This window comes from Mycoplasma haliaeeti, from assembly GCF_048284645.1.
Taxonomy (GTDB): Bacteria; Bacillota_I; Bacilli_A; order Mycoplasmatales; family Metamycoplasmataceae; genus Mycoplasmopsis.
On record NZ_JBLWAB010000001.1, the window covers coordinates 168,453 to 193,201 of the forward strand.

Consider the following 24,749-nt stretch of genomic DNA (forward strand, 5'->3'; position numbering starts at 1 on the left):
TTTGGCACAAAAAAATCCCATAGGGATTACCTATGAGATTTAAAAGTATTATTTTCTTTTAAGTAGAATAGCAAGAAGACCTGCGATTCAGGCAACTGCTGAAACAGCTACTGCAATTGGTCATCATGCTCATGGTTTTTTACCACTTAAATCTTGGTTTAATAGATCTTGAATAGCTGGTGAAGCTAATTGGTATTCTGAAGAATTCTTCATAGCATCCACTGTAGCTAAATCATCTTTAGTAATTGCTTTATTATCAGCGTTATTTAAGATTCCGATGTAATCGTCTTCTTGAATTAAGCCAGCTAATTTAGCATTATTCTTATCAACCTTGTTAAGTAGTTGAATTGCTTGAGCTAATTCTTCACTATTACGTGTGTCAAGAGCTTGAATTAATTGTTTAATTCCATTTGCATGGTCTTTAACATTGTCTTTAGCTGTATTTAGAGCTTTATCAAATTCTGGGTAAGCTGCAAATGATACTTGAGGTAATGCATTAAGGCCATTATTAATTAAATTAATTTGATCCTTAAATGCTTTTCCTGCATTTTCAGTATTTAATGCAGTTTTTAGAGCTTGATCAGCAACTAAGATAGTAGCTGCACCTTGCATCATTTCAGTTAATTCTTTAACAATTTCAGGTTTTGCTGTTTGGAGTATTTCTCCTAATAAGGCAGCAGTTTCTGGATGTGCTTTCTTAGTATTTAATGAATCAGTTAAGTTAGCAACAAATTGAGCAATTTTTGCTTTAAGATCATTGTTTGTTGCAACTTGATCATTTAGACTCTTAATTGCATCTTGATAGGTTGTAGCTCTATTGAATGCATCTAAGTTATTATTTGCAACAACATCACTTGTGTAATCTGAATTATTGTCAATTACATCTTGAGCTTGTGTAATACGCTTACTGTCTTTTCCAGTAAAGACTTGAGGTGAGAATTGGTCAACTTGATCATTTAGGTTGCTTAATTGATCAACTAGTTGTTTCAACTTAGCATTTCCTTCTTGCATGTATGCAGCATGATTGTTGAAGTATTTGTCACTTAAGTCTTTAATTTGTCCTTGTAATTGAGCAACTTGAGTTTGAATTGCTTGTGGTGAGTTAAATAGCTTGTTGCTATTTACTTGTAAGTTGTTTGATAAAGTATTAGCTTGGTTGTTTAGTTTATTAAATTCTTCTTCCATTGCTTTAGCTTGACCTTTTCCTTGTCCAAGTGAATCAAGAGCAGTATTTAAATCACTGTTTAATTGGTCAATTTGAGCAGGTAAGTTATCTAAGTAAACTTCACCAGTTTCAGGAGTTACTTTGCCAGCTTTAGCAATTGCATCCTTAGCAAAGGCTAATTTATCTGCTGGGATAAAGAAGGCTTCGTATGGTAAGTTTGTTCCTGATTTGTAAGCTTCATCAACTTTAGCATAAGTGTCTTTTAATGTAGCCATAGCTTTATCTAAGTCTTGAGCTTGTTTTAATTCATTAGCTACTTGGTTAGCGTCTTGAGCTTGTGCAATTGCATTTGCTAATGCGCTAGCTTGTGCATTATTTAAGTTGTTTAATCCAGCTAAAGTATTTAATGCATTTCCTTTAGCGTTGTTTAATAATTGTTTTGCAAGTTGGGTGGCAATTTCTTGTGTGCTTGCTTGAGGGTTATTGCTTACAGTTTGAGATTGATCAACAATGCTTGGCACTAATGTAGCATACTTATCATTAATTGTTGGAGCAGCTGCAATAGCTTTATCAAGTTCATTTGTTGCATATTTGTGTTGTAAGTTTTCTAAAGCATTTTCAATTGCTACAACACCACTATCTTTCTTAATAGTTTGAGCATGTGCTAATTGTTCTTTTAATGGAGCAGAGATTTGATCTTGAGGCATATTTGCAATCTTATCTCTTAATTCTTCAAGAGTCTTGAAGACATTTTCGATTGTCTTCTTAGCATTTGCTACAGCATTATCAAGCGCAGCAGCAGCTGTATTATATCCAGCTTCAGTATCATGTTTATTAGCTGCAGCAACTGCTGTAGGGATATCTTCATTGCTTAATGTATTAACAATTCTGTCTCTTAAAGCACTGTGGTGTTCTTTGTTTCCTTCTTGTAACTCTTTAACAAAGTCGTTAGCATTATTAATTGCTTGGTATAGTTTAGCTTTGTTAGTTTCATTTACAAGTTTATCACTAGCAGCTTTAAGTTCTTTTTGAGTTAAGTCTTTATTATTTAAGGCTTCTTTACCTTGAGCAATAGCTGCATCAAGTTGACTTGATTTAGGAGCTAATTGAGCTTTAGCAATCACGTTAGCTAATTCATTTCTTGCCATGAATCCATACAATTGATCAGCTAAGTTGTCGTATGTTGCTTTAGGTGTATTAACATCTGTGTGGTGATATGAAAGCATGTCTCTAGCTGAAGCTAAGATTTCATCAAATTGAGCTTTTAATTCTGCCGGGATTTGTTCTGAAATATTTTCTTTAGCAGCAGCATCATAAGCTAATGCTAATTTGTCTTTTAATAATTGGTGTTGTATTTTAGCTAATATTTCATCATCACTTGCTTTGCTATTTGAATTGTTTAAATCTCTTTTAGCTGTATCTAAAATATCGTTAAATGATGTTGAAGCTTTTAATTCTTGAGGTAAAGCAGCTTGGAATTTAGCAAATTTATCTAAAGCAGCTAGATGTTGTACTTCACGAGCAGCTACTACATCTTCGTAGATATTTGCATTCTTATCTACTGCTTTTGTTGCAGCAACTGTAGCTTTTTCTTTATCTGTAGCAATATCAAAGTTTGCAATATTAGCAGCTGAAACAATAGCGTTGTTGTTTGCAACAGTAGTTTCAATTGTATTTGTAGCAGTTTCTTTAGCTTTTGCAATAGCAGCTAAAGCATTGGCAACTTGATCTGCATTTAAGGTTGTAGCTTCAAGTGCTACTCTAGCAGCTTCTTGAGCATCTTCTAATGCTTTCTTGTTATCTGCAAAGACCTTAGTTTCTTTGTAGAATGAGCTTAAGGCAGCTTCACTAATATTGTTTGGTTTTGTAAATTGGTTAATTAAAGCATCTAAGCTTTCTTTAGCTACTTGTAATTGAGCTTTAGCACTATCTAGGTCTTTAGCTTCTTGAACTTTTGCATCTAATTGAGCTTTATCTTGAGCTTGGTTTAAAGTATCTTTAGCAACTGATTTTTGGTTTGAACTTAAGTTGTTTAATGCATCAATTGCTTCTTTAGCAGCTTGTTTATTGTTATTTCCATTTAAAGCTTCTTTAGCTGTATTAATCTTGCTATTTAAAGCTTCAATAGCACTCTTATCTAAAGCAGCAGCTGCTTGTTTCATAATGTTGTCTTTATCTGAAGCAACTTTATCAAGTTCATTCTTCTTATCAACATCAGCTAATTTGTAATTATCGACAGCTTTTGTTGTTTCGATTGAAGCTAAATTATCTTTTAATTGACCAATAGCTTTATCTAATTCTTTAGCTTTTGTTAATGCATTATTTACAGCTTCTGTACTTTGAGCAGCTTTAACTTCATTAATTAAAGCTTCTTTTTGTGTAGAAGATAAGTTTAGTAACTTATTAATTTCATCAATAGCATCATTTTGAGCACCTTTTAATGCATCTACATTAGCTTTAATCTTACCAAGTACTTCAGCTAATTTAGCAGCAGCTTTGTTTACTTGGGTAACATCTGCTCCTTGTTTTAGCTTGTTATCTTCTAAGAATTCGTTAGCTTTATCTTTAGCTTCACTAGCTTCCTTAGCTATAGCTGCATCTAGTGTGCTTCCAGCATTTTGTAATGCTGTATTTACTTTATCAAGGTTATCTACTAGGGCTTTAGCAGCTTCTTGAGCTGTTTTGGCAGCTTCTTTAGCTTCATTTACAGCAGCAATTGTTTTAGCTTTATCAACAGTATCTTTAAATGTGTTTGCAGCTTGAGGTGATAATTGGCTTGCGCCAGCAATTACACCATTAGCTTCTGCTTTAGCAGTATCTAGACGACTTTGACCATCTAGTGCAGCATTTGCATCATTTATCTTAGTTGTATCTTCTGTTAAGGCTTTAACTAAGTTATCAAGTTTTTCAACTGTAGCTAAATCTTTTGTTGTAGTTGCATTTGTAAGATCACTATCTAATTTATTTGCATTTGTATCAAATGGATTCTTAGTTGCATCACTAGCTTCTGTGTATTTAGGTGTAGCTTTTACTTCAGTAGCAGCTTTTTGAGCTTCTTTAGCTTTCGCAATAGCTTGGTCTAATTCAGCAGCTTTATTTGCAATTGCATTTGCAGCTTCTGGGCTAGTAGCATTGTTAATAGCAGTCTTAATAGCTTCTTTTTGTTCGTCACTTAAGTTAGTTAAGTTTTGAACTTTATCTTGGGCATCTTTCTTAGCATCAGCTAATTTGCTTTCACCATTTAGATCACCTTGAGCTTTAGTTAATTTTTCACTTAATTCTTTGATTTGATCTTTATCTTTATTTGCAAGTCCTTTAGCTAATTCAACTTCAGCATCTTTGAGATCGTTATCAAAGGCTTTTTGTTTGTTTTCATCAGCATATTTGTATTTATCTGAATTCTTATCAAGTTCTTTAGCTGAATTAATAGCATCTTTAAAGTCTTTTGTAACTTTATCTAATTCTTTAGCTTTTTCAACAACTGCATTAATTCCTTCGTTTGTTACCGCAGAAGAAACTTGGTGTTTTAAGGCTTCTTTTTGTTGATCTGTTAAGTTTGTTAACTTATCAATTTCATCTTTAGCAGCTTTTTGAGCTTTTAAGATTTCATCAGCTTGTCCTGAAGCTTGAATAATAGCTTGAGATAAGTTTTCTTTAGCATTATTAATGTCAAGAACTTCTGTAGGAGCTTTAAGTTTATCACCTTGTGTTGTTAATAAATCTTTAGCAGCTTTTAAAGCATTTTGTAAAGCTTGTTTCTTATCTTCAGGAACTACATTGTAATCTGCCTTGTTAATAAGTTCATTTGCTTTAGCTATTTTTTGAATTAAGTCTTTTGTAGCAGTATTTGTTGCTTTTGCTTTATCAACAACTGATTCAATATCTTTTGTTGAAGTTTTATCTGCTAATTGGTTTTTAAAGTTTTCTTTAACTGGAGTATCGATGTTTTCTAAACCATCAATAACTGTTTTTGCAGCTTCTTTAGCAGCTTGTAATTTAGTATTTCCATCTAAAGCAGATTGAGCTTTTTCTAATTCAGCTTTCTTAGTTTGTAAGTCGTTTGTATCTGTTTCAACTTGTTCTAAGTTAGCTTGTTCTTTAGCTGTCTTAACAACATCTTCTAGAGCTTTAATAGCATTATCAAAGGCTTGTTGTTTATTGTCAGTAGCTTCTTTATATTGAGGTGTTTCTTTTAATGCTTTAGCATCATCTAAAGCAGCGTTTGCATCAGCAACAGCTTTATCTAATGCTGTTTCTTTTGCTGCAATAGCATTAGCAGCATCAACAGTTTGTGTCTTAGTAATTGCATCTTTAGCAGCATCTTTTGCTTTTTGATCAATATTAGTTAATGCTTCAACAGCTTTTGTTGCATCTTCTTTTGCTTTAGATAATCTCTTATCACCATCTAATGTGTTATAGACACCTTTCATGCCATTTATCACGCCATCAATAACACTAGGGTCAATGCTTACTTGATTATCTTTTAATCAGATATTCTTTTGAGCATTGTAGATGGTATCAAAATTCTTCTTAACATTGTCAGAAGCTTGAGTATATTTAGTTTGTCCCTTGGCTTCTTCTATCTTTTGGTTTCATTCAATTAATTCACCCATTTTGGTGTTTATAACTTTAGCATTATCTAACACAGCAGTTACATTAGCAACTGTATTAGCTTCATTAATTTTGCTTGTAATGTCATCTTTTTGAGTCTTACTTAAGTTTGTTAATTTAGCTAATTCATCTTTTGCTTTTGTTCTAGCTGTTGCTAAAGCTTCTTTATCAGCTTTAATAGCTTCTAAAGCAGAGTTATTTGCCCCAAGAGCAGCTTGAATAGCTGAATTGTCTTTTCCATTATTTAATAAGCTATTAGTTAATAAGTCTTTATTTTGATTTTGAGCTTGAGCTACTTTAGCTTTTGTATCTTCACTTGCATTAGCATATTCAGGATCTGCTATTGCTTGAGCTAATTTTGTGGCAGCTTCAGCTAATTTTCCAGCAGCTGTATCAAGTGCAGGGATATTTGTTGCAAGTTCTTCTAACTTAGCAACTTCTTTAGCATTATTAATTTGTTCTTGTAAAGCTTTCTTGTAATCTTCAGATAAATGTTTAGCGTTATCTAATGCACTTTGAGCTTTTGCTTTAGCATCAGCTAATAATTTATCTCCATCTAAAGCATCTTTAGCAGTGTTTGAATTTTCAGTAGCTTTAGTTAATTCGTCAGCTAATTTATTAATTGCATCAGCATTTTCAAATGTATTTGTTTCTTTAGCTGTACTAATTTCTGAATCAAGAACTTGTTTCTTAGAATCAAAATTATTCTTTGGAGTTTGTGAAGCTTGTTTGTAGTTATCACTATCTTTAGCTGTATTTGCAGCCTTAGCAGCTTCTTGAGCTTCTTTAAGAGCTTTATTTAATTTTTCAGCTGCAGCTGTTAAGTTTTTAACTTCAGCATCATCTTTAGCATTTGTGATCTTATCTTTAATGCTGTCTTTTTGTTCTTTAGTTAAGTTGTCTAATTTATCTACTGTTTCTTTAGCAGCATCTCTATTAGCATTAAGTTTAGCATCACCATTTAAAGTTTCGATGGCTTGCATTAATTTTTGAGCTATGCTGTTAATTACTTCAGCATTCTTATCAGCAAGTCCTGATTCAAGTGCTGCTTTAGCTTCAATTGCCATAGCATCGAAGTGTTTTTGATTATATTCATCAGCAAATTTATAATTATTTGCTCCCTTATCAACTTCATTACCTTTAGCAATTGCTTCTCTAAGAGCTCTTGTAGCTGTATCTAGTGTCTTAGCTTCAGTAACAATACCATCAATAGCTTGGATACTTGTTGCAGCATCTACTTTTGCATTTAAAGCATCTTTTTGAGCTTGTGTTAGATGTTGTAACTTATTAATTTCTTCTTTAGCTTTATTTTGAGCTTCAGTAATTTCACCTGATAGCTTGTTAATTGCTTTGATTGCATTATCAATAGCATCTTTTTTGGCTTGAAGTTGATCAGTTAAATTATTTGGTTTCATCTTCTTAGCAGATGAATCTAAGATGTTGTCTTTAACATCTTTAATAGCATTTTCAAGAGCTTCTTTTTGTTCTTGTGTTGCTTTATTATATACAGAGTTGTTTTGTTTTAGAGCTTCTGCTTGTGATAATGAACTTACAATATCACCTACTAATGTATTTTGAGCAACTGCTTTATCTTTAATGTTATTTACAGTTGTTACATCATTAGCTTGAGCAATTTCTTGTTTAAAGTTATTTATTACTTCTGAATTTAAATTAGTTAAAGCATCTAGTGCACCATTAGCTTTTGATTTAGCATCAGCTAATTTGTTATCACCATTTAATCCTGCATAAGCTTCTTTAGCTGCTTGAATTGCACTTGCACCTTCAGTTTCTTTAGCTGTAGCATTTGCTAAGTTATTATCTAATGCAAGGTCTTGTAATTCTTTTAATTTATCTGCAACAGCTTGTGCTTTAGCATCATAAGCTTCTTTAGGTTCTTTATCAGCTTGTTGGTATTTAGTTGTTTGTTTATTGTTTGTATCTGTAGCAACTTGATCTTTAAGATCTTGGATTGATTTATCAAATGTTTTAGCTTTATTTACTAAATCATTAATATCCTTAACTTCATTAGCTGAACTAATTCCAGCTTTTACTGCTGCTTTTTGAGTTTCAGATAAGTTTGTTAATTTATCAATTTCTTTATTAGCATCTTCTTTTGCTTTATCTAGAACATTATCACCATCAAGACGATCAATGGCATCTTTTAACTCTTTAGCTGTTTCATCGATTATAGAAGGCTCTGCAACCATCAGATCGTCAGGGTTTACTTGTGGGCCAGAGATTTGTTGATCAAAATCAGCCTTAGGTCCATCTGATGCATTTAAGTATTTTGGAGTAGTTTTAACTTTTTCAGCTTGGGCATATATATCACGTAAATTCTTCATTGAAGTATTTACTTCTGTTGCTGTTTTTACTGTTGCATTAACTTGAGCTTTATTTTTATCACTATCTATTTCATTTTGTAAAGTTTCTTTTTGGCGATTTGCAAGTCATTCTAGTGCTTTAATTTTATTCTTTTGTTCTTCGCAGTATTTGTTAAATTCTTCATACTTAGTTTCAATTGTCTTACTATCAGAATTTATTTGACTTAAAAGTTCTTCAACTTTTTCTTTAGTTAAATCAACATTACCTTTCTTATTGTCAAAATTCTTTTCAATCTTTGCTAGGTCTTCTTTAATAGTGTTGTATTCAGGTTCACCATTTAGAGCTTCGAATTTGTCACTATTAATTAATCCTTGTAACTTAGTTAATGGATTAATTGTTGTACCGTATGCAGCATCAATATCTTTAAGTTCATTGAATTTAGCATCAACATTTTGAGTTGTTGTTTCTTGATTAATTTTTTCTTTAAATGCAGCTTTTAATGAATCTGAAATGTTTGTAAATTTATCGATTAAATCGTTTTTAGCTTTCTTAGCTTCTTCAAGAGCTTTATCACCATCTAAAGCTTTTAAGTCTTGATTGTATTTTTCAACAATTTTACTTAATTCAGATTTCATTGCTGGAAGGTTATTTGTTCAAGTATCAGAATTATTTGTTTTGTATTCATTAATTTTAGCTTGGTAACCTTCTACAAATTGTTTTAGAGCTTTAGCTGAAGTATCATAAGCAGATTTCTTATCACTTGTAGCATTAATGTATTTATTTTCTTTTGTGATTTCATCAAATTTAGCAGCAAGTTCTTTAGCTGTAGCAATTTGTGAGTTAAATTCTGAGTATTGAGTTGCTTTTGCTTTTGCAGCATCAAGATCTGCTGTTTTTGCTAAAGCATCTTTTAATCCTTGAATTTGATCTTCAGTATATGCTGGAAGGACTTCTTTAGTAACTTTATCTTGTAATTCTTTTAATTGTTTTTCACCATCTAAAGCACCTTGTTTTGTTGTGATTTCTTGAGTTAAAGTATTTAATGCACTTACAACTTTATCTAAGTCATCAGCTTTTGTAACTTCTGTCTTATTAATTTCAGCTTTCTTTTCACTTAATGAAGCTAATAATGTATCAAAAGCTAATTTTGGTTCATTTAAAGCGAATTTATAATTGTTTTCAGATTGAGTTTTAACATTATTTGCAGCTTTTTCAGCATCATCAAGTTTTTTGTATGCTTCAACTACTGTGTTAAGTTTTGCTTGGATAGCTTCAACAGCTTGAACTGTAGCTGATTGTTGAGCTAATCCTGTTAAAGCTTCTTTAGCTTCAGAACTTAAGTCTGTATTATTAATAGCTTTGACTAATTCATCAATCTTGTCATTTAAAGCTTTTAGTTCATCTAATTTAGCTTTGTAGAATTGATCAACATTAGCATCTGTAGCTTCTTTCAAGTCTTTAAATTCTTTTGCGTAGTTTTCTTTGCTTAAGTTATTTAATGAATAGAAGTCTCCTAATGATTCTCAATCTTCTTTAACTGTTGCATTTGTTTCATAGAATGCAGAACCTTGATCTTGAGCAATTCTTACTGAAGATAATTTATATTCAGTAATTGAATCATCAATTTCTTTCTTAAATTTATTAAGAACTTCTTGGTTCTTTACATTTGTATATCCTTCAGCTTTTGTTTTAGCTGCAGCAGCTGCTGCTTTAAGAGCTGAGAATTGAATATTGTTATTTAATAATTTTTCTAAATCAGCAACTGGTTTAATTAAGTTTGTTCCATTGCTTGAGTTTAATAATGTATTTGCGACAGTTTTACTATCTTTTAATAGCATCTTGCTATCTAAAATAGTTTCTAAATAAGTATCATTTAAACCTAGAGAATTCTTTCTTAAAGTTTCAGCTTGAGCATTTTCTTTTAATACTGTAGCTAATTTGTCAAATAAATCTTTTAATGACTTAGTTACAGCTTCTTTAGCACTTGCATCAAGTAAAGCATATTTATCAGATTTAAGTAATCAGTTATTAAAGATGTATGAATAAATAACATCTTGAACTCCTGTATCAGATAATATTGCAAGGTTTTCAAAGTTATTAACATTTGTTACTGCAAGTTTTAACGGACTAATAAGGCTTTGTAATTCAACATCTGAAATAACATCAGTTCCTAAATTGTCTTTTGCATATTTAGCCAATAAATCTCAGTAATTAAAGTTTTGTTGTTGTAGTAAAGCGTTTAATTTTGTTGATAATTCACTAAGAACTTCATTTTTGTGTTTAATAAACTCAAGTATATTAGCTTTAAATCCAGCTGCACGTTGTGCTTCAGGTATAAGGTCTAACTCTTCATGAATACGTGTTCTTACTTGTTCATTTGGTTCATAATTTAAGCTTTTTACTTCTAATTTTGGAAGTTCGCCACTTTCTTCATTTGGATATCAAGTATTAAGAGTGGCAAAATCAGAGTAATACTTCATTGTATATAGGGCATCAGTTAATTGTTTAGTTAATGCTTTAACTTGTTCAGTACCTTCATTATTTTTAGCAATTTTCTCAGCTATTTTATTAAGGTTTACAGTATTTAATATTTCATTAAAAGCTTCAGTATTTCCTGCAAATCATTTAGATAATAATTTATATTCAGGAGTTTCTGTATTATCTGCTGTAGCAACTAATGCTGCAACTACACTATTATTTCCAAAGTTGTTTAAGTATTGATCAACAATTGCTTTGTAGTTGTCAAGAGTTTCTTTAGTTACAGTTGTTTTTAAGTAATCCTCAAGAGCATTTACATTGTCTTGTAATGCTTTTATATCAAGCAATGAGTTATTAACTTTATCTTTATTATTGTTTAGACTTTTTGCTAATTGATATAAGGCTGTACTATTTGCATAGTTAGCAACTACTTTGCTATATCCAGCAACTAACTCGTCATAAACTGCTTGACCATTCATTGCTTGAACAGCTTGATTAAATTTATCAACTGTATCTTTAAAGTCAAATGTTCTTGGGTCAATTCCACTTTCGAAGTAAATTTCTTGACTTGGGTAGTTTTGACCAATCTTAAATGTTTCTAAATCTTCAGCTTTAAGTTTATTAATTTTGTCAACTAATTCATCAATTGTTTCTTTATTATCAGATAATCTATAATTTACTGAATCTTTAACATTTGTGTCAGCTTTTGTTAATACTTCTTTTTCTTTATTTGCTTTTGATACTGATTTAATTAAATCTTCTCAGAACCCATTATATAGAGTAGAATTTCCATTTTTAACACTGTGTCCATCAAAACGAGCTCTAGCATAGTCATTTCCGATAGCTGCTCTTATTGCTGCACGTTGTTTCTTTGTTAAAGGTGTATCTTCGTATAACAAGTCAGAAGGTAATTTAGATGATATAAACTTGTCATCTAAAGCTTCTTTTCTTTTTTGTTCATCGGTTATTGAGTAATCAATTGATCCAGTTAATGTTCCATTTTCTTTGTTGAATCTAAACTTGGTTGATTTAGTATTTCATTTAAATAATCCTTCATATCTTTCTGGATTATCATCAGAGTAATATGGAACTAATGTTAAATCATTTAAATCATCAATAGTTGATAGGTTTAAAGTGTCTAAATTAACTGATAATTGTGTTTTGAATTTTCCTTCTTTATTGAAAATTTCACCATTTTTAAGGTTATCTCAAGCAACCTTGATAGAATCAATTTTTTGTTCTCCCTTGAAAACATTATAACCTGAGATTTTAGGGAATCTATCATCATGCCCTTCACGAGGTTTAAAGCTTTCCGTTATGTTGAATGTAACATTTCTGTCTGCACTTCTTTTAGCAAAAGATGTTACTTCAGCTGAAAATTGGTTATTCATGTTTCCATTTGCACTAGGATTTTCTTTAACCTCTGTATGCATTGTATATCTAGGGTCATAATAGTAATCAGCATGGTAAAGTGCTGTTACGAATGATTTATCTGGTTTTTTATTTATATAAGCATTGTCTTTAATTTTCTTTGTGCTTTGTTCTTTAGTCATTCCTGTTAAGACATCATCATATTTTCTCTTTGTCTTAAATTTCATAGTAACTTTATAAGCAGGTTTTGCTGTGTTATAACTTGAATCACCAGGACGATTTTCAAGACCATTATCAATATTCATTAAGAACATTGAACCAAAATTATGTTTCACTTCGTTATAATTATTGAAATTTGGTGTTCGATCAGCTTCGTCTTTTTTTACTAAAAAGTTTTGTAATTCTATTCCTTTGCTATCCCCACTTCCAGATGGGTCCTTATTTATAGCTGGAGCGAATGCATTTACTAAACCATCGATGCTATCATCAGTATCTAAATTGTATGAAAATAGAATATCTGCTCAGAAAGGAGATATTGATGGTTGTTTAGACTTTTTATCAGCATCTGCTGTAATATATTCCATCGCATTAATACGAGGGTAATATGAGGATCAATATGATCATGTTTTAACTGGTGCAGGAAAAATGTTAATTGATAATTTTTTATCTGGGTTAGTATCTGTATTGTACAAAATATTACCGATAGTATTTGTTCCATTATCAGTGTCAAAGGCATAGTTTTTAATTCAATATGCTTTTTTATCATCCTCTCCTTTGAATGCTTGTTCTGAACCTGGATAAAAATTATTGTCTTTATCCGCTATTCTAAGATAAAGTCCTTTTCTTTCTCCTATATCCCTCTTAGCATTTCATTCTTTTTCAGCATTATCTTTGTAGAATGACTTAGTAGAATCTCATTCTGGGTATAAAACATCAGGGTTTTCTCAAGTATAACCTGGATAATATGTAAATTTCTTACTTAAATCATCCTTTTGTACATAATCAAGTTTAAAAGTGATTGAACCAGGAATTAATTCAAGGTCATTTGAAAGAGCAAAACCAAGCGCTCTTTGTCCATATGAATATCCATCATGACCTTTTAAAAATGCTGAATCAAAAACAACTTCCCATGTTTGTTCTGGTTTATTTCATTCATCCTCTGTTGGCTCAGTTGTAAATTTAACTAAACTTTCAACATTTAATTTATCAGCGAAATATTGATTTAGATTTCTATGGATTGCAAAATATCTGTTCTTTACATCTGTATATTCTTTAACGTCCACATTTCCTTGAGTGGTTAAATCAGGACGAAAGACAGTAGAAACACCATCGTTTTCTACCACATTTTCGTTACCTGCAAGAATTAATAATGGTGAAGTTAAGGCAGCTGTAGTTGCTGCTACTGTGAAAAGTATTTTCTTAGCTTTCCCATTTTTGTTTTTTTCTGACATATTTCTCCTTTACATTTTTTTAAAAAAGTAATTTTGTCTATTTTTAAGCTCTAAGTGCTTTAAATCTGCAAAAATGCAAATTTTTGTTGTATATAATTACATCCATATTATACTCTTTTTTATTTTTTATAGCATTTTGGCAAAAAATAAAAAAATCCCACTTTTTTAGGCTTAAATGGGATTTTATGGTATTTTTTTAATAATTTTTTCTACTTATTTTCTGTAATTTGTAAGTAAACATCATTTAGTTGAGATTGTTCAACATTTGAAGGCGCTTGAGTCATTAAATCTTCGTTTTTTGAGTTCTTTGGAAAGGCAATAACATCTCTAATTGTCTTATGATTGCTTAATATCATAACAAGACGATCAATTCCAAGTCCTATTCCACAGTGTGGTGGTACACCATATTCAAATGCTTTAAGGAAGAAACCAAATTTGTTTTGTTGGTCTTGTTTACTTAGACCAATCATTTCAAACATTTTTTCTTGCATTTTTTCATCATAAATTCTAGCTGAACCTGAGCCAAGTTCAAATCCATTTAACACTAAGTCATAGCTGCGGGCTCTAATTTGTTCTTTAGGTAATCTGTCTAGTTCTTCTAGTGTATTATCAAATTGAGTAAATGGGTGGTGAGCAGCTGCTCAAGAGTTATTTTCTTCGTCATATTCAAACATTGGTCAATCAATGATTCATTTGAAGTTATATTCATCCTTAGCTCATTTATATCATGAGTTAAGTTCAACTCTAAGTGCTCCAAGAGCTTGTGATGCATTTTCATATTTATCAGCACAAATTAAGTAAGTACCATTTTGGTTCTTTTGTTTCTTAATTAATGATTCAATTTCACTAGCTGGTACTTTAGTTGCAAAGTTACTTTCAGCTACTTGGAAGTTTTCAACTGTAAAGTAGAATAAAGCTTTAACTTTGTTTTTCTTAGCAATTTCTTCAAGTTTTTTGAAGTCTTTTTTACTAATAACTTCATCAATTTTTAATAAGCGAATACTGCTTGCATTTTTAATGATATTAAAGTCACTAGCTTGGCAGAATTCAGGAATTGAAACAATTTCATTTCCATATCTAAAGTCTGGTTTATCAGTTCCATATTTATCAATACATTCATCGTATTTAACACGATCAAATGGGATTTGAAGTTCAACATTCATAACTTTCTTCATAAAGTATTTGAATAGTCCTTCAATATAGCTTTGGAATGATTCAACATCCATAAAGCTTACCTCGATGTCGAGTTGAGTAAATTCAGGTTGACGATCTTTTCTTGAATCTTCATCTCTAAAGCATCTAGCAATTTGGTAGTACTTTTCAAGAGAAGCAATCATTAATAATTGTTTGAATAATTGTGGACTTTGAGGTAAAGCATAAAAAGCATTAGCTTTATTTCTAGTAGGTACTAAGAAATCACGTGCACCTTCTGGAGTTGCTTTAGATAAAATAGGTGTTTCAACTTCAGTAAATGCTTCACTTTGTAAGTATTCTCTAATAGCAAAAATAATATCGTTTCTTAGTTTTAAAGTATTTTGCATTACTGGTCTTCTTAAGTCTAAGAATTTGTATTCAAGTCTTAATTCTTCTTTAACATCAATATCATCTCTAATTTGGAATGGTAATTGTTCTTTTGAGCTAGAAAGCACATTGTATGAATCTACTACTACTTCAATTTCTCCAGTAGGTAAATCAAGGTTTTTATCTTTTCTTTCTACTACAGTACCATTAACTTCTAAAACTGATTCTTTAGTAAAAGTAATTGGTGTATTAAACACTAATTGAGTTACACCAAATTTATCTCTTAAGTCAACAAAGTTAATTTCACCAAATTTTCTTTTGTTAGCTACTCATCCATATAAAGTAACTTGTTTACCTGCATCCGCAAGTCTTAATTGATTATTATTAATTGTCTTTTTCATTTTTCCCCATCAATTCTTCTGCAACATATTCTTCTATTTCATCAATTTCAATTTCAGTTTCTTGTTCTACATTTTCAATTAAGAATGTAAATAAGTCAGCAATTCCATGTAAATTCTTACCAAATGAAATTTTATCTTTTGTAACTAATGATTTTACATTTAATAAATCATTACCAAGCATCTTGTCTTCATAAATAATAAATTGGGCTGTGTGTTTATTAGCTTTATCAATAATCTTTTTAGCTTTAATTAATTCAAGTTCAACTTCAACACTAAAGAAGTTTCTTAAGTGGTTATTTGCAAGTCAGAAAGCATAATCAATATTTGAACTATCTTCACTCATTGCAATATAAATATCTACATGTCTTGCTTCTGTTTCAATATGAGTTACTTCATTAAAATCATCTCTAATGAGATCAATTAGCCGATCAACACCAAATCCAAATCCAACACTAGAAAGGTCAGGACCTCCTAATTCTTTAATTAAGTTAGAATATCTTCCTCCGCCAATTAAAGTAGATTGAGCTCCAGCATTTTTATCTTTAGAAACAAATTCAAAGACTACTTCATCATAGTAATCAAGTCCTCTAACTAATTCATTTGAAATAGTAAATTCAATTCCATTAGTTGCTAAAGTAGTTAGCACATTTTCGAAATATTGTTTTGATTCAGGTGATAAGTAGTCTTGAATTAAAGGAATATTTCTCATGAAATCCTTTTTACTATCTTCTTTATCATCTAGAATCCGAAGTACTTTCTTGTTAGCTAAACGTTCTTGTGAAATTGGACTTAATTGATCACGATATTGAATTAAGTATTCATATAGTGCAGCTTCATAATTAGCACGTGAAGTACTATCTCCAATTGAGTTAATTTTTAATTCATATTCTAAGTTAAATAAGTCAAGTAAATCGTTAGCTGTTAAAATAACTTCAGCGTCTCTTAGATAGTTTTTGCTTCCAACATATTCAACACCAGCTTGATAAAATTGTCTATATCTACCTTTTTGTGGTTGTTCATATCTAAACATTGGACCAAAATATGCAAAACGATCAAAATCATCTGCATATCATTTATTTTCTACAAATGCCCGTACAAAAGAAGCTGTTCCTTCAGGACGAAGGCAAATATCTCTATCTCCCTTGTCTTTAAATTCATACATTTCTTTTTTAGCTATTTCGCTTTCACCTACTGATCTTTTAAATAAAGCACTTTGTTCCATAATAGGCGTTTCAATCATTTTGAATTCGTGTTTTGTCACCACGTTTTCAAATGATGTTAAAACAAAGTCTTTTAACATTGCTTCTGTCACTGAGAAGTCTTTAGTTCCTTTGATTTTATTTATCATTTTTACCTCTTTTTTGCTTTTGTAATTATATCTTATTTCTTTTTTGACTTATTTAGTTTATTAACTAAATAAGTAAGCTTTTTGACAATTTTCTTTTGGATGTAAATTGTGTATCACTTTTCAATAAAATGGTTGATTTTATATAGGTTAATATTGGTTTCAAACTTAAATTCTACTTGGTTAGTTGACTTATTAAATGAGACATAAATATTGTTTTTATTATGCTTGGTTTTTAGGCGTAAATTAAATAAATATTGATATTTATTACTGTCATAATTAATTGCTCTAAGCTTTTCAATTTTATATTTGCCTAGCACATCTGGATTAGCTATTAAATAATCAAATAACACTTGCATTTCAGCAACATTTTTCTTTACACTATAAGTATTTAGTGAAGTAAAATGACTAGCTTCAGTCATCTTTTTATACTTAAAGGTAAATAAATTATTATTTTCCTTATAGTTTAATAACATGAAGCAAAAATTAAATAAGAATTCCAAATTATCATAATTCAAATTCATTTCTAAACTATTTGAAAAGCCTTGCCCATAGGCAAATAAGACATTATTTGCATTAGACAATTCATTTTCAAATTTATATTGGATTTTATAGTTTTCTAGATTTGAAATAATAAAGTCAGCTGCATTCATAGGAATAAAAATTTGTTCATTTTCAAGCAAGCCTTTTTGTTTTCAATGTAAGTATTGACTATTGATATATAAGAAGGCAATTTCATCATCATTTAAAGTTACATACCCTTCTTTTGTCCGAGTAATAAGCTTTAAGTCATTATGTTTATTTAAAATAATGATTAGATCAGCTTTATAATTGGCAGTTCTTAGTCATCTTCAAAAAACAATTGGTGAAGGTGAAAGTAAATCTTTATTTAGCATTGGATTTAGCTTAGAATACTTAATATTTACTTGATTAAAGAAGCGTTCTAGAATGTAAGAAGCGCTATCATCTTCAACCATTAAGTAAACTGAAAGTGAAGCATAATAATCAAGTTTATTTTCACGATTTACATATCTAGCTAAAACTTTTTTAATATTACTATCAATAACTTTATTGATATTAAGCGTAATTAATTCATGATTATTTGGAAAAATAAAATGTTTCTTTCATTGATAAAGTTGAGTAATTAATTCTTCTTGTTCTTCTAGTGAAATTAAACCTTTACCTGAATAAATTTGTAGGTAATATTTATTATTACATGGATTAAAGTTAAGATAAAAAGCATAATCAATATCTAGTGAATTAATTGCAGCTTGAAAAACAAATTGATTTACTTGTGATACATTAAAGCCATAGACAAAATGCTTTTTATCCTTTAAATAACTAGTTAAATATTGTCCTAAATTAGCTGGAAAGATACTTTCTTCACTAGTAGCAAATAAGATTCTAGCTTTCTTACGAAAGAGACCAGATTTATTATGAGTAATCTCAAAGATATCAGCTAAATTTAATAATGTATAGATATTTAAGTTTCCAAAGCCATATTGATCTAGGCTATTAAACTCAATTCCATACACTGTTGAATTAGGACGAGTATAAAATGAGTTATTAGGAAACAAGTTATCAATTTCACGAACAAAATGTTCAAAGCTAAAATCAATTAAATTATTGTTTTGATATAAGTTATATCAACTTGCTAGTTTATGTTCATTTTTTTGTTGCATATTTTTCCTTTGATTAATTAGTTTAATTTTATCAAATTAAAAAAATGCCTTTCAGCATATTAATGTAAAATATAAGATATTTTAACTAAGATTTTTTCAAGGAGATAATATGTCATTAAAAGCCGGAATTGTCGGATTGCCAAATGTTGGTAAAAGTACATTATTTAGTGCTATCACTAAAAAGCAAGTTGAAGCATCAAACTATGCCTTCACAACCATTGAGCCAAATATTTCTTCAGTCCCATTAATCGATCCTCGTTTAGTCGAAATTGCTAAAATTGTTAACCCAGATAAAATTGTTTGAGCAACTTTTGACTTTGTTGATATTGCTGGACTTGTGCAAGGAGCTTCAAAGGGTGAAGGACTTGGTAATAAGTTTTTAGCTAACATTCGTGAAGTGGATGCTATTATTCATGTTGTAAGATGTTTTGAAGATAAAAACATTATGCACGTGGCTAATTCAGTTGATCCAGTTCGTGATAAAGATGTTATTAATTTTGAACTAATGCTAGCTGATTTAGAAACTATTAATAATGTTATTAACCGGGTAACTAAAAAAGCTAAATCGGGTGATAAAGATGGAATCATTGAATTTAATGCAGCAAGTAAAATTAAAGAAGCCTTAGAAAATAATATCCCAGCTCGTGATGTTGAATTAGATGAAAACGAAGCTAAATTTATTAAAGGTTACCACTTATTAACTTTTAAACCTATTATTTATGTAGCTAACTTAAGCAATGATCAATTTGCAAATTATGCTAATGATAAGAACTTTTCAGCTTTACAAGCTTCATTGAAACCTGGCGAAAAATTACTTCCAATTTGTGTACAACTAGAATCTGAACTAATTGCTGTTGAAGATGAAAATGAAAAGATGGAATTACTAGCAATGTATGGAATTGAAGTTAGTGGACTTGATATCTTAACTCGTCAAGCTTTTGACTTATTAAATTTAGAAACTTACTTTACTGCAGGAAAAGTTGAAGCAAGAGCTTGAGTATACCACAAAGGTTGACTTGCACCTCAATGTGCTGGGGTTATTCATAGTGACTTTGAAAAGAAATTTATCAAGGCAGATGTTATTTCTTATGAAGACTTTGTAGCTTATGGTGGTGAAGCTGGAGCTAAAAATGCTGGTAAACTTCGTTCAGAAGGTAAAAATTATGTAATGAAAGATGGTGATATTTGCCACTTTAAATTCGGAAAATAATGATTATAAATGTCAGATTTATAATTAAACTAGAAAGTTAGCTTGTAGCTAATTTTTTATTTTGACTTTTTAAGATAAAATAGTACCATGAAACTAAAATTAAAAAACTTACTTAAATGAAGCCTATCTTTAACTAGTTTGAGTCTAGCAGCTAGCACTATTAGTTGTAAAAATAACTATGATCAAAAGCTAGAAGATGAGGATAGAAGACAAGTTATTAAAACTGATAATAAGTTAAAATACCAAGCATTTATCAACGATATTATCGATTCTGGCACTAACCCATATCCATCTGTCTTTATTGGTAGAAATGCTTCTCAATATTTGATTTCTAGTGCTTATTCAATGCTAGGCCAATTGCAAATAGCTAAAAGTCAAACAGTTAAAAGTCCTTATAACGACGTTATTTACCTAATTGATACAGTTGTAAACAATTATCAACAAACACTAAACAATGTGCCACAACGTTTTAATTATGGAGCTTTACTTGACAAATTTGGCGATACTGCTTTAAAAGATGCAAATGGAAACTTAAATGTCAATGCAGGAGCGTTAAGAGTTATAAATAATTCTGATGCATTAAATCCAAATAAATATTCCTATGAATATTCTGTTTTTCCTCGTAGTAAGGAGGAATTACTAGCTTATTTAGATGGATATCTAGATAAAGTAGATCAGTTCGACTTTTATATTCCTGATATTAGTTTTATTGCTTTAGATTGAGCTACTATTGAATGAATCATAGCACATGCTAATAAAATTGTCATTTTGAGTGATGGAAATGCACAACCATATTGATTTATTCGTGAGAATTATTTCCCATGAGTTGATAAACAAACTACCTCATATAGCCAAGAAGAACTTTTAGAATTTTGAACTCAAGCCCACCGGAGCGGAAAATTGCCTGTTGATTATCATTATTTCTACACTCTAAAGGATAAATTTAAAATTTACAATTCTGTAAGTGACTATGCAAAATACTTTAATAAGCTATTTGAAAAACAAGATAAGGCCTGAGCACAACTTGATATTAATGCTTATCCTTTAAGTTTTGACACTTTAGCTTTACAATTAAGCAAGCATATAGATAAAAAAGAATTTTTAGATAGTTATTTAAAACTAATCAGACTAGAAGATAAAACTGTTTTAGACCTTGTAACAAGAGGAAAAGAAAACTATGACCCTAAAAAGAAAAATCTAATCTTTATTGGCTCTTCACTATTTAGATATGAAAATAATGTATTACCACTAACACTAGATATTCCTAAAACTCTTGAATTTAAGGAATATATAAACAAAATTTTCGAGTTATATCCACCTAAAGAATACAATTACTTTTATAAATTGCACCCTGTGTTTAAAAAAGAACAAGCTAACGAATTCTTAAGTGCCTTAACACAAGGAAAAGATAGTAATGCTATTGTTTTAGATCCTTCAATTTCTTGAGAAAATATGCTAGCTTTAGATTTTGCTCAAATTGCAAAAGGCAATAGCTTGTTCTTTGATAAAAATGATTTTACAGATGGTAAATCAATTCGAACTAAATTATTTGGAATTCAAGCTTCTAGTACTTCATTATTAACCACTATTGCAATGCTAAAAGAATTCTTCAATATCAATCTAGAACAAGCTTTATTATTTGTTGATCCAAACAATTTCCCACTACCAGAAACCTTTAATATGGTTGTTCGCGACCTTAATTACAGCAATAAGACTGCTGGATATAATGCTAATGTTGCTGAGCTAGAAAAAATCTATCGTTTCTTTATTTACTCTGACGATTTTCCTAAGCTAGATGCTTTTAAGCCTATGAGTGAGTTCTTAAATCAAAAATAAGCGATCAATTTCTAAATTTTAAATATATAAAAACATGCAAAATAATAATCTCAAATGTATTTGTTATATAATCTTATAAGATAAATAAATTAATTTAAAGGAAGATATGACAAGAATCAATAAAATATTTTTAACACTTGGTAGTGCAAGCGCACTTATACTACCAGCTAGCTTAGTTGCTTGTAATTATGAAGATGTACATAAAAAATTACTTTCTGAACTAGAATCAGGTAAAGATGTGAAATTTAAAAACAAGACAGAATTGGTCAAGACTCTTGAATTAAATTGACACACTATGGATGATAAATATCGCGATGAATTTCAAGATAAAATAGCATTAAATCAACCTGTTTCGGCACAAGATTTCTTATTCTTAAAAAATGGTTTAAGAATCTTTAATAAAATCATTCAAAGTGATTTAATAGCTAATGAAAGAGAAGATATAAATTTTACTATTTCAGTTTCTTATGAAGATTTAAGTAACTATTTATCATCAGATGAATATGCACAACTTGATACAAGTAATGAAAATGATCCATATAATACAAGTCAAGAAGTTGCTGTATATGAATTAATACAAGATATTCTTGCTGGTAAAATTACTTCAGTAACAAGATTCCAATGAGCCATGATTTGTGAATATCTTGGTGAAGCTATTGATGTATTAAATCCAAATCATTCAAGCTAAGGATAACATTGGTTATCTTTTTTTATTTTATTAGTATGCTGGAAGCCTTTTGCCTATATAGTAGAATTACATAGCCTTAAATAAGTTAAAAATATGCAAAATTAAGGCATAAAATCATGCTATTCCTGCCTAAAATTTGATAATATTTAAAAGTAAAGAGATTTCATTCATATCTTTATAGGAATTAGTCACTGGCTAATTCTTTTTATTTCAGATTGTTTTAGTATTAAAAAGCTTTTTCTCTCAAGAAAAAGAAAATTTGGTATTATTAATAAGTATTAAATGGAGGTTTAGTATAATGGCAATATAGTGGTCTCCAAAACCGATGATAAGGGTTCGATTCCTTTAACCTCCGCCATATGAAAGAAATTAGCGAGTAGCTAATTTTTTTGTTAAATTTAGTAGAATTAAATTATACGAATATATAAGGAGACAAATATGACAACAGGTGCTATTATTGGAACAGTATTTGGTTCAATCTTTGGCTTAATCTTTTTAATTATTTTAATTATTGCATTAGTTAAGTCAATTGTTATTGTCCAAGAAACTAATTTCGTAATTGTTCAAAGACTTGGAAAATACCACAGAACTTTAGGAAAAGGACTTCACTTTATTATTCCATTCCTAGATCGTAAGGCTTTTGTTGAAAACTTCAAAGAAAAAGTAATGGATTTTCCTGCTCAAAGTGTTATTACAAAGGATAACGCTACAATCAAGGTAGATACAGTTATTTACCTTAAAATAGTAGATGCAGAGTTATTTGCTTACGGTGCTGAAAGACCTTGATTAGCTATTGAAAATTTAACAGCTACAACTTTACGTAATTTAATTGGTGAAATTGAATTAGACGAATCACTTACATCAAGAGAAATTATTAATGCTAAACTTACAAAAATTCTAGATGCAGCTAGTGATCCATGAGGAATTAAAGTAAATCGGATTGAAATTCAAAATATTATTCCTCCTCGTGAAGTTCAAGAAGCTATGATTAGACAAATGCAAGCTGAAAGAGATAAACGTGCTAACATTCTTGAAGCTGAAGGAATTAGACAAAGCTTAATTCTTAAAGCACAAGGTGAAAAAGAAAGCACAATTCTAAATGCTGAAGCTGAAAGACAACAAAAGATTTTACAAGCTGAAGCTGAAAAGCAAAAACGTATTCTAGAAGCTCAAGGTGAAAAAGAAGCTATTGAATTAATTAATTCAGCCGGAATTAATGAAGCCTTCTTAAAACTTAAATCAATTCAAGAATGAAGTGAAATTGCCAATGGGCAAGCTACAAAAATCATTTTACCACCAAATCTAGCTGATGTTGCTAGTGTAGTTGCAGCAGGTGCTGAAATCTTTAAAAGTGATAAAAAATAGTATATTTTTAAGTATCAGTTCGCTGATACTTTTTTATCTAAAAAGTATAATTAAGATATAAGGATAATTATGTTTTCAAATCGCAATAGTAACTTTACTTATTTATGTTTTAACCAAGGGCCAGCGCTAAATAAACAAGATCTTTTAACCTTGCTACAAGAGTTAAAAGTATCTCATGGTCTGACATTATTTAATGGACCAGCTAAAAAGAAATTAAAGCATGGCTATTTAGTAGGTATTAAGACTTTGTATAAGGCACACTTTGATCCAAATACAATTTCACTACAATCTGCCCTACTAGATGATATTTTAGCTGCAATTGATAAATTTCAAGGACATATTGGATTTTGATATAATTATTCTAAATCATGCTTATATGTTGATCAAGTAAAATTGATTCACTTTAAGTTCATGGCTAAAATGATTGCTTGCAAGCATCATCAATTATCCATTTATGATTTAAAAAACAAGACAGAAATACAAATAAAACAAAAATAAAGGATGTTTATGAAATTAAAATTTACACTTATTCCATTACTTTCAGCAAGTGCAATTTTACCTTTAGTTGCAGCTCAATGTACACAGCAAAAAGAAGAAACTAAACCTATAAATCCTACACCACAGCCATCAACAAATCCAGAAAACTCAACTAACGGGAATGAAAATCAAACTACTCCAGGAACAAGTAGTGGTGATAACAATGGAACAAATAACAACACCGAAAAAGAAAAACCTAAGGCAGAAACAAATGCTAACTTGCTTGCTACAGTAGTAGCTAACTTAAAAAAGGTCGCAAATGTATCAACCCCAATGGTTACTATAGTTCAAGCTTTAAGAGATAACTTAAAACAAATGGAAGAAGTTGCAAGAGCTAAATACCCTAACGAAGATGATTATCCATACTTTATTACAGAGTTCTTAGACCTTGCTAAAAAGCTCACAACTGAATATAGTGAACAAGACTTAGATGATTCAATTCCTAGATATCCAATACATGGATCTCATGGAAGTGTAATTACTAAGCAACAATTAGTCGATAAAATTTTAAAATATGTAAAATTAGTAACTTCTAATGAAAGTGAAGCTGAATAATACCTCCTGCGTTTCCCAGCAGTAGCATAATAAAATAAACCAGCCACAGTGAATGCTGTAGTTGGTTTGAAACTTTATTTAATATTTAAATGATTAAAAATATTTAATATTAATTGGTAGTCCTCCCAGCTTTGTTGTAAGGCTGGGTTTTTAATTTCAACTGTATTTATAAGTTTTTTGTCAAAATATTGTTCAACTTGTTTAACATCAT

The 24,749-nt window shown here is 30.1% G+C and carries 10 protein-coding genes and 1 tRNA gene; 7 read left to right on the forward strand and 4 right to left on the reverse strand.

Annotated features, from left to right (window positions below; translation table 4 throughout):
* Nucleotides 1–48 precede the first annotated feature (48 nt).
* From ACNQ2T_RS00555 to ACNQ2T_RS00570, 4 genes are all read right to left on the reverse strand, one after another.
* On the reverse strand, nucleotides 49–13,398 hold the full coding sequence (locus ACNQ2T_RS00555) for a hypothetical protein (RefSeq protein ID WP_418035717.1): 13,350 nt from the start codon (nucleotides 13,396–13,398) through the stop codon (nucleotides 49–51).
* A 209-nt stretch (nucleotides 13,399–13,607) separates the two neighbouring features.
* Entirely contained in the window at nucleotides 13,608–15,320 is a 1,713-nt protein-coding gene (aspS, locus tag ACNQ2T_RS00560; protein WP_418035718.1) for an aspartate--tRNA ligase, read from the reverse strand.
* Nucleotides 15,304–16,668, reverse strand: a complete 1,365-nt coding sequence (hisS, locus tag ACNQ2T_RS00565) for a histidine--tRNA ligase (RefSeq protein ID WP_418035719.1) — start codon at nucleotides 16,666–16,668, stop codon at nucleotides 15,304–15,306. Before hisS ends, aspS begins: the two co-directional genes overlap by 17 nt.
* A 32-nt stretch (nucleotides 16,669–16,700) precedes the next feature.
* Complete coding sequence (locus ACNQ2T_RS00570; RefSeq protein WP_418018221.1) at nucleotides 16,701–18,347, reverse strand: MAG5620 family putative phospho-sugar mutase; 1,647 nt, start codon at nucleotides 18,345–18,347, stop codon at nucleotides 16,701–16,703.
* A 109-nt stretch (nucleotides 18,348–18,456) separates the two neighbouring features.
* Between ACNQ2T_RS00570 and ychF the strand changes: the two genes are divergently transcribed.
* From ychF to ACNQ2T_RS00605, 7 genes are all read left to right on the forward strand, one after another.
* Nucleotides 18,457–19,557, forward strand: coding sequence for a redox-regulated ATPase YchF (gene ychF, locus ACNQ2T_RS00575; protein WP_416755179.1), 1,101 nt, complete (start codon nucleotides 18,457–18,459; stop codon nucleotides 19,555–19,557).
* A gap of 87 nt (nucleotides 19,558–19,644) precedes the next feature.
* The gene (locus tag ACNQ2T_RS00580) at nucleotides 19,645–21,393 is read left to right on the forward strand and encodes a hypothetical protein (RefSeq protein ID WP_418035720.1); all 1,749 of its coding nucleotides are present in this window, start codon (nucleotides 19,645–19,647) and stop codon (nucleotides 21,391–21,393) included.
* A 106-nt stretch (nucleotides 21,394–21,499) separates the two neighbouring features.
* A complete protein-coding gene (locus ACNQ2T_RS00585; RefSeq protein ID WP_418018217.1) occupies nucleotides 21,500–22,081 on the forward strand; it encodes a hypothetical protein in 582 nt (193 codons plus the stop codon).
* Nucleotides 22,082–22,365: 284 nt separating this feature from the next.
* Nucleotides 22,366–22,439 (forward strand) — tRNA-Trp (locus ACNQ2T_RS00590).
* A gap of 80 nt (nucleotides 22,440–22,519) precedes the next feature.
* Nucleotides 22,520–23,446 carry an SPFH domain-containing protein gene (locus ACNQ2T_RS00595; protein WP_416741544.1) on the forward strand — a complete coding sequence of 309 codons (927 nt, stop codon included), beginning with the start codon at nucleotides 22,520–22,522 and terminating at the stop codon, nucleotides 23,444–23,446.
* A gap of 69 nt (nucleotides 23,447–23,515) precedes the next feature.
* A complete protein-coding gene (locus ACNQ2T_RS00600) occupies nucleotides 23,516–23,944 on the forward strand; it encodes a hypothetical protein (RefSeq protein ID WP_418035721.1) in 429 nt (142 codons plus the stop codon).
* 9 nt (nucleotides 23,945–23,953) lie between these two features.
* Nucleotides 23,954–24,538, forward strand: coding sequence for a hypothetical protein (locus ACNQ2T_RS00605; protein WP_418035722.1), 585 nt, complete (start codon nucleotides 23,954–23,956; stop codon nucleotides 24,536–24,538).
* Nucleotides 24,539–24,749: the final 211 nt, after the last annotated feature.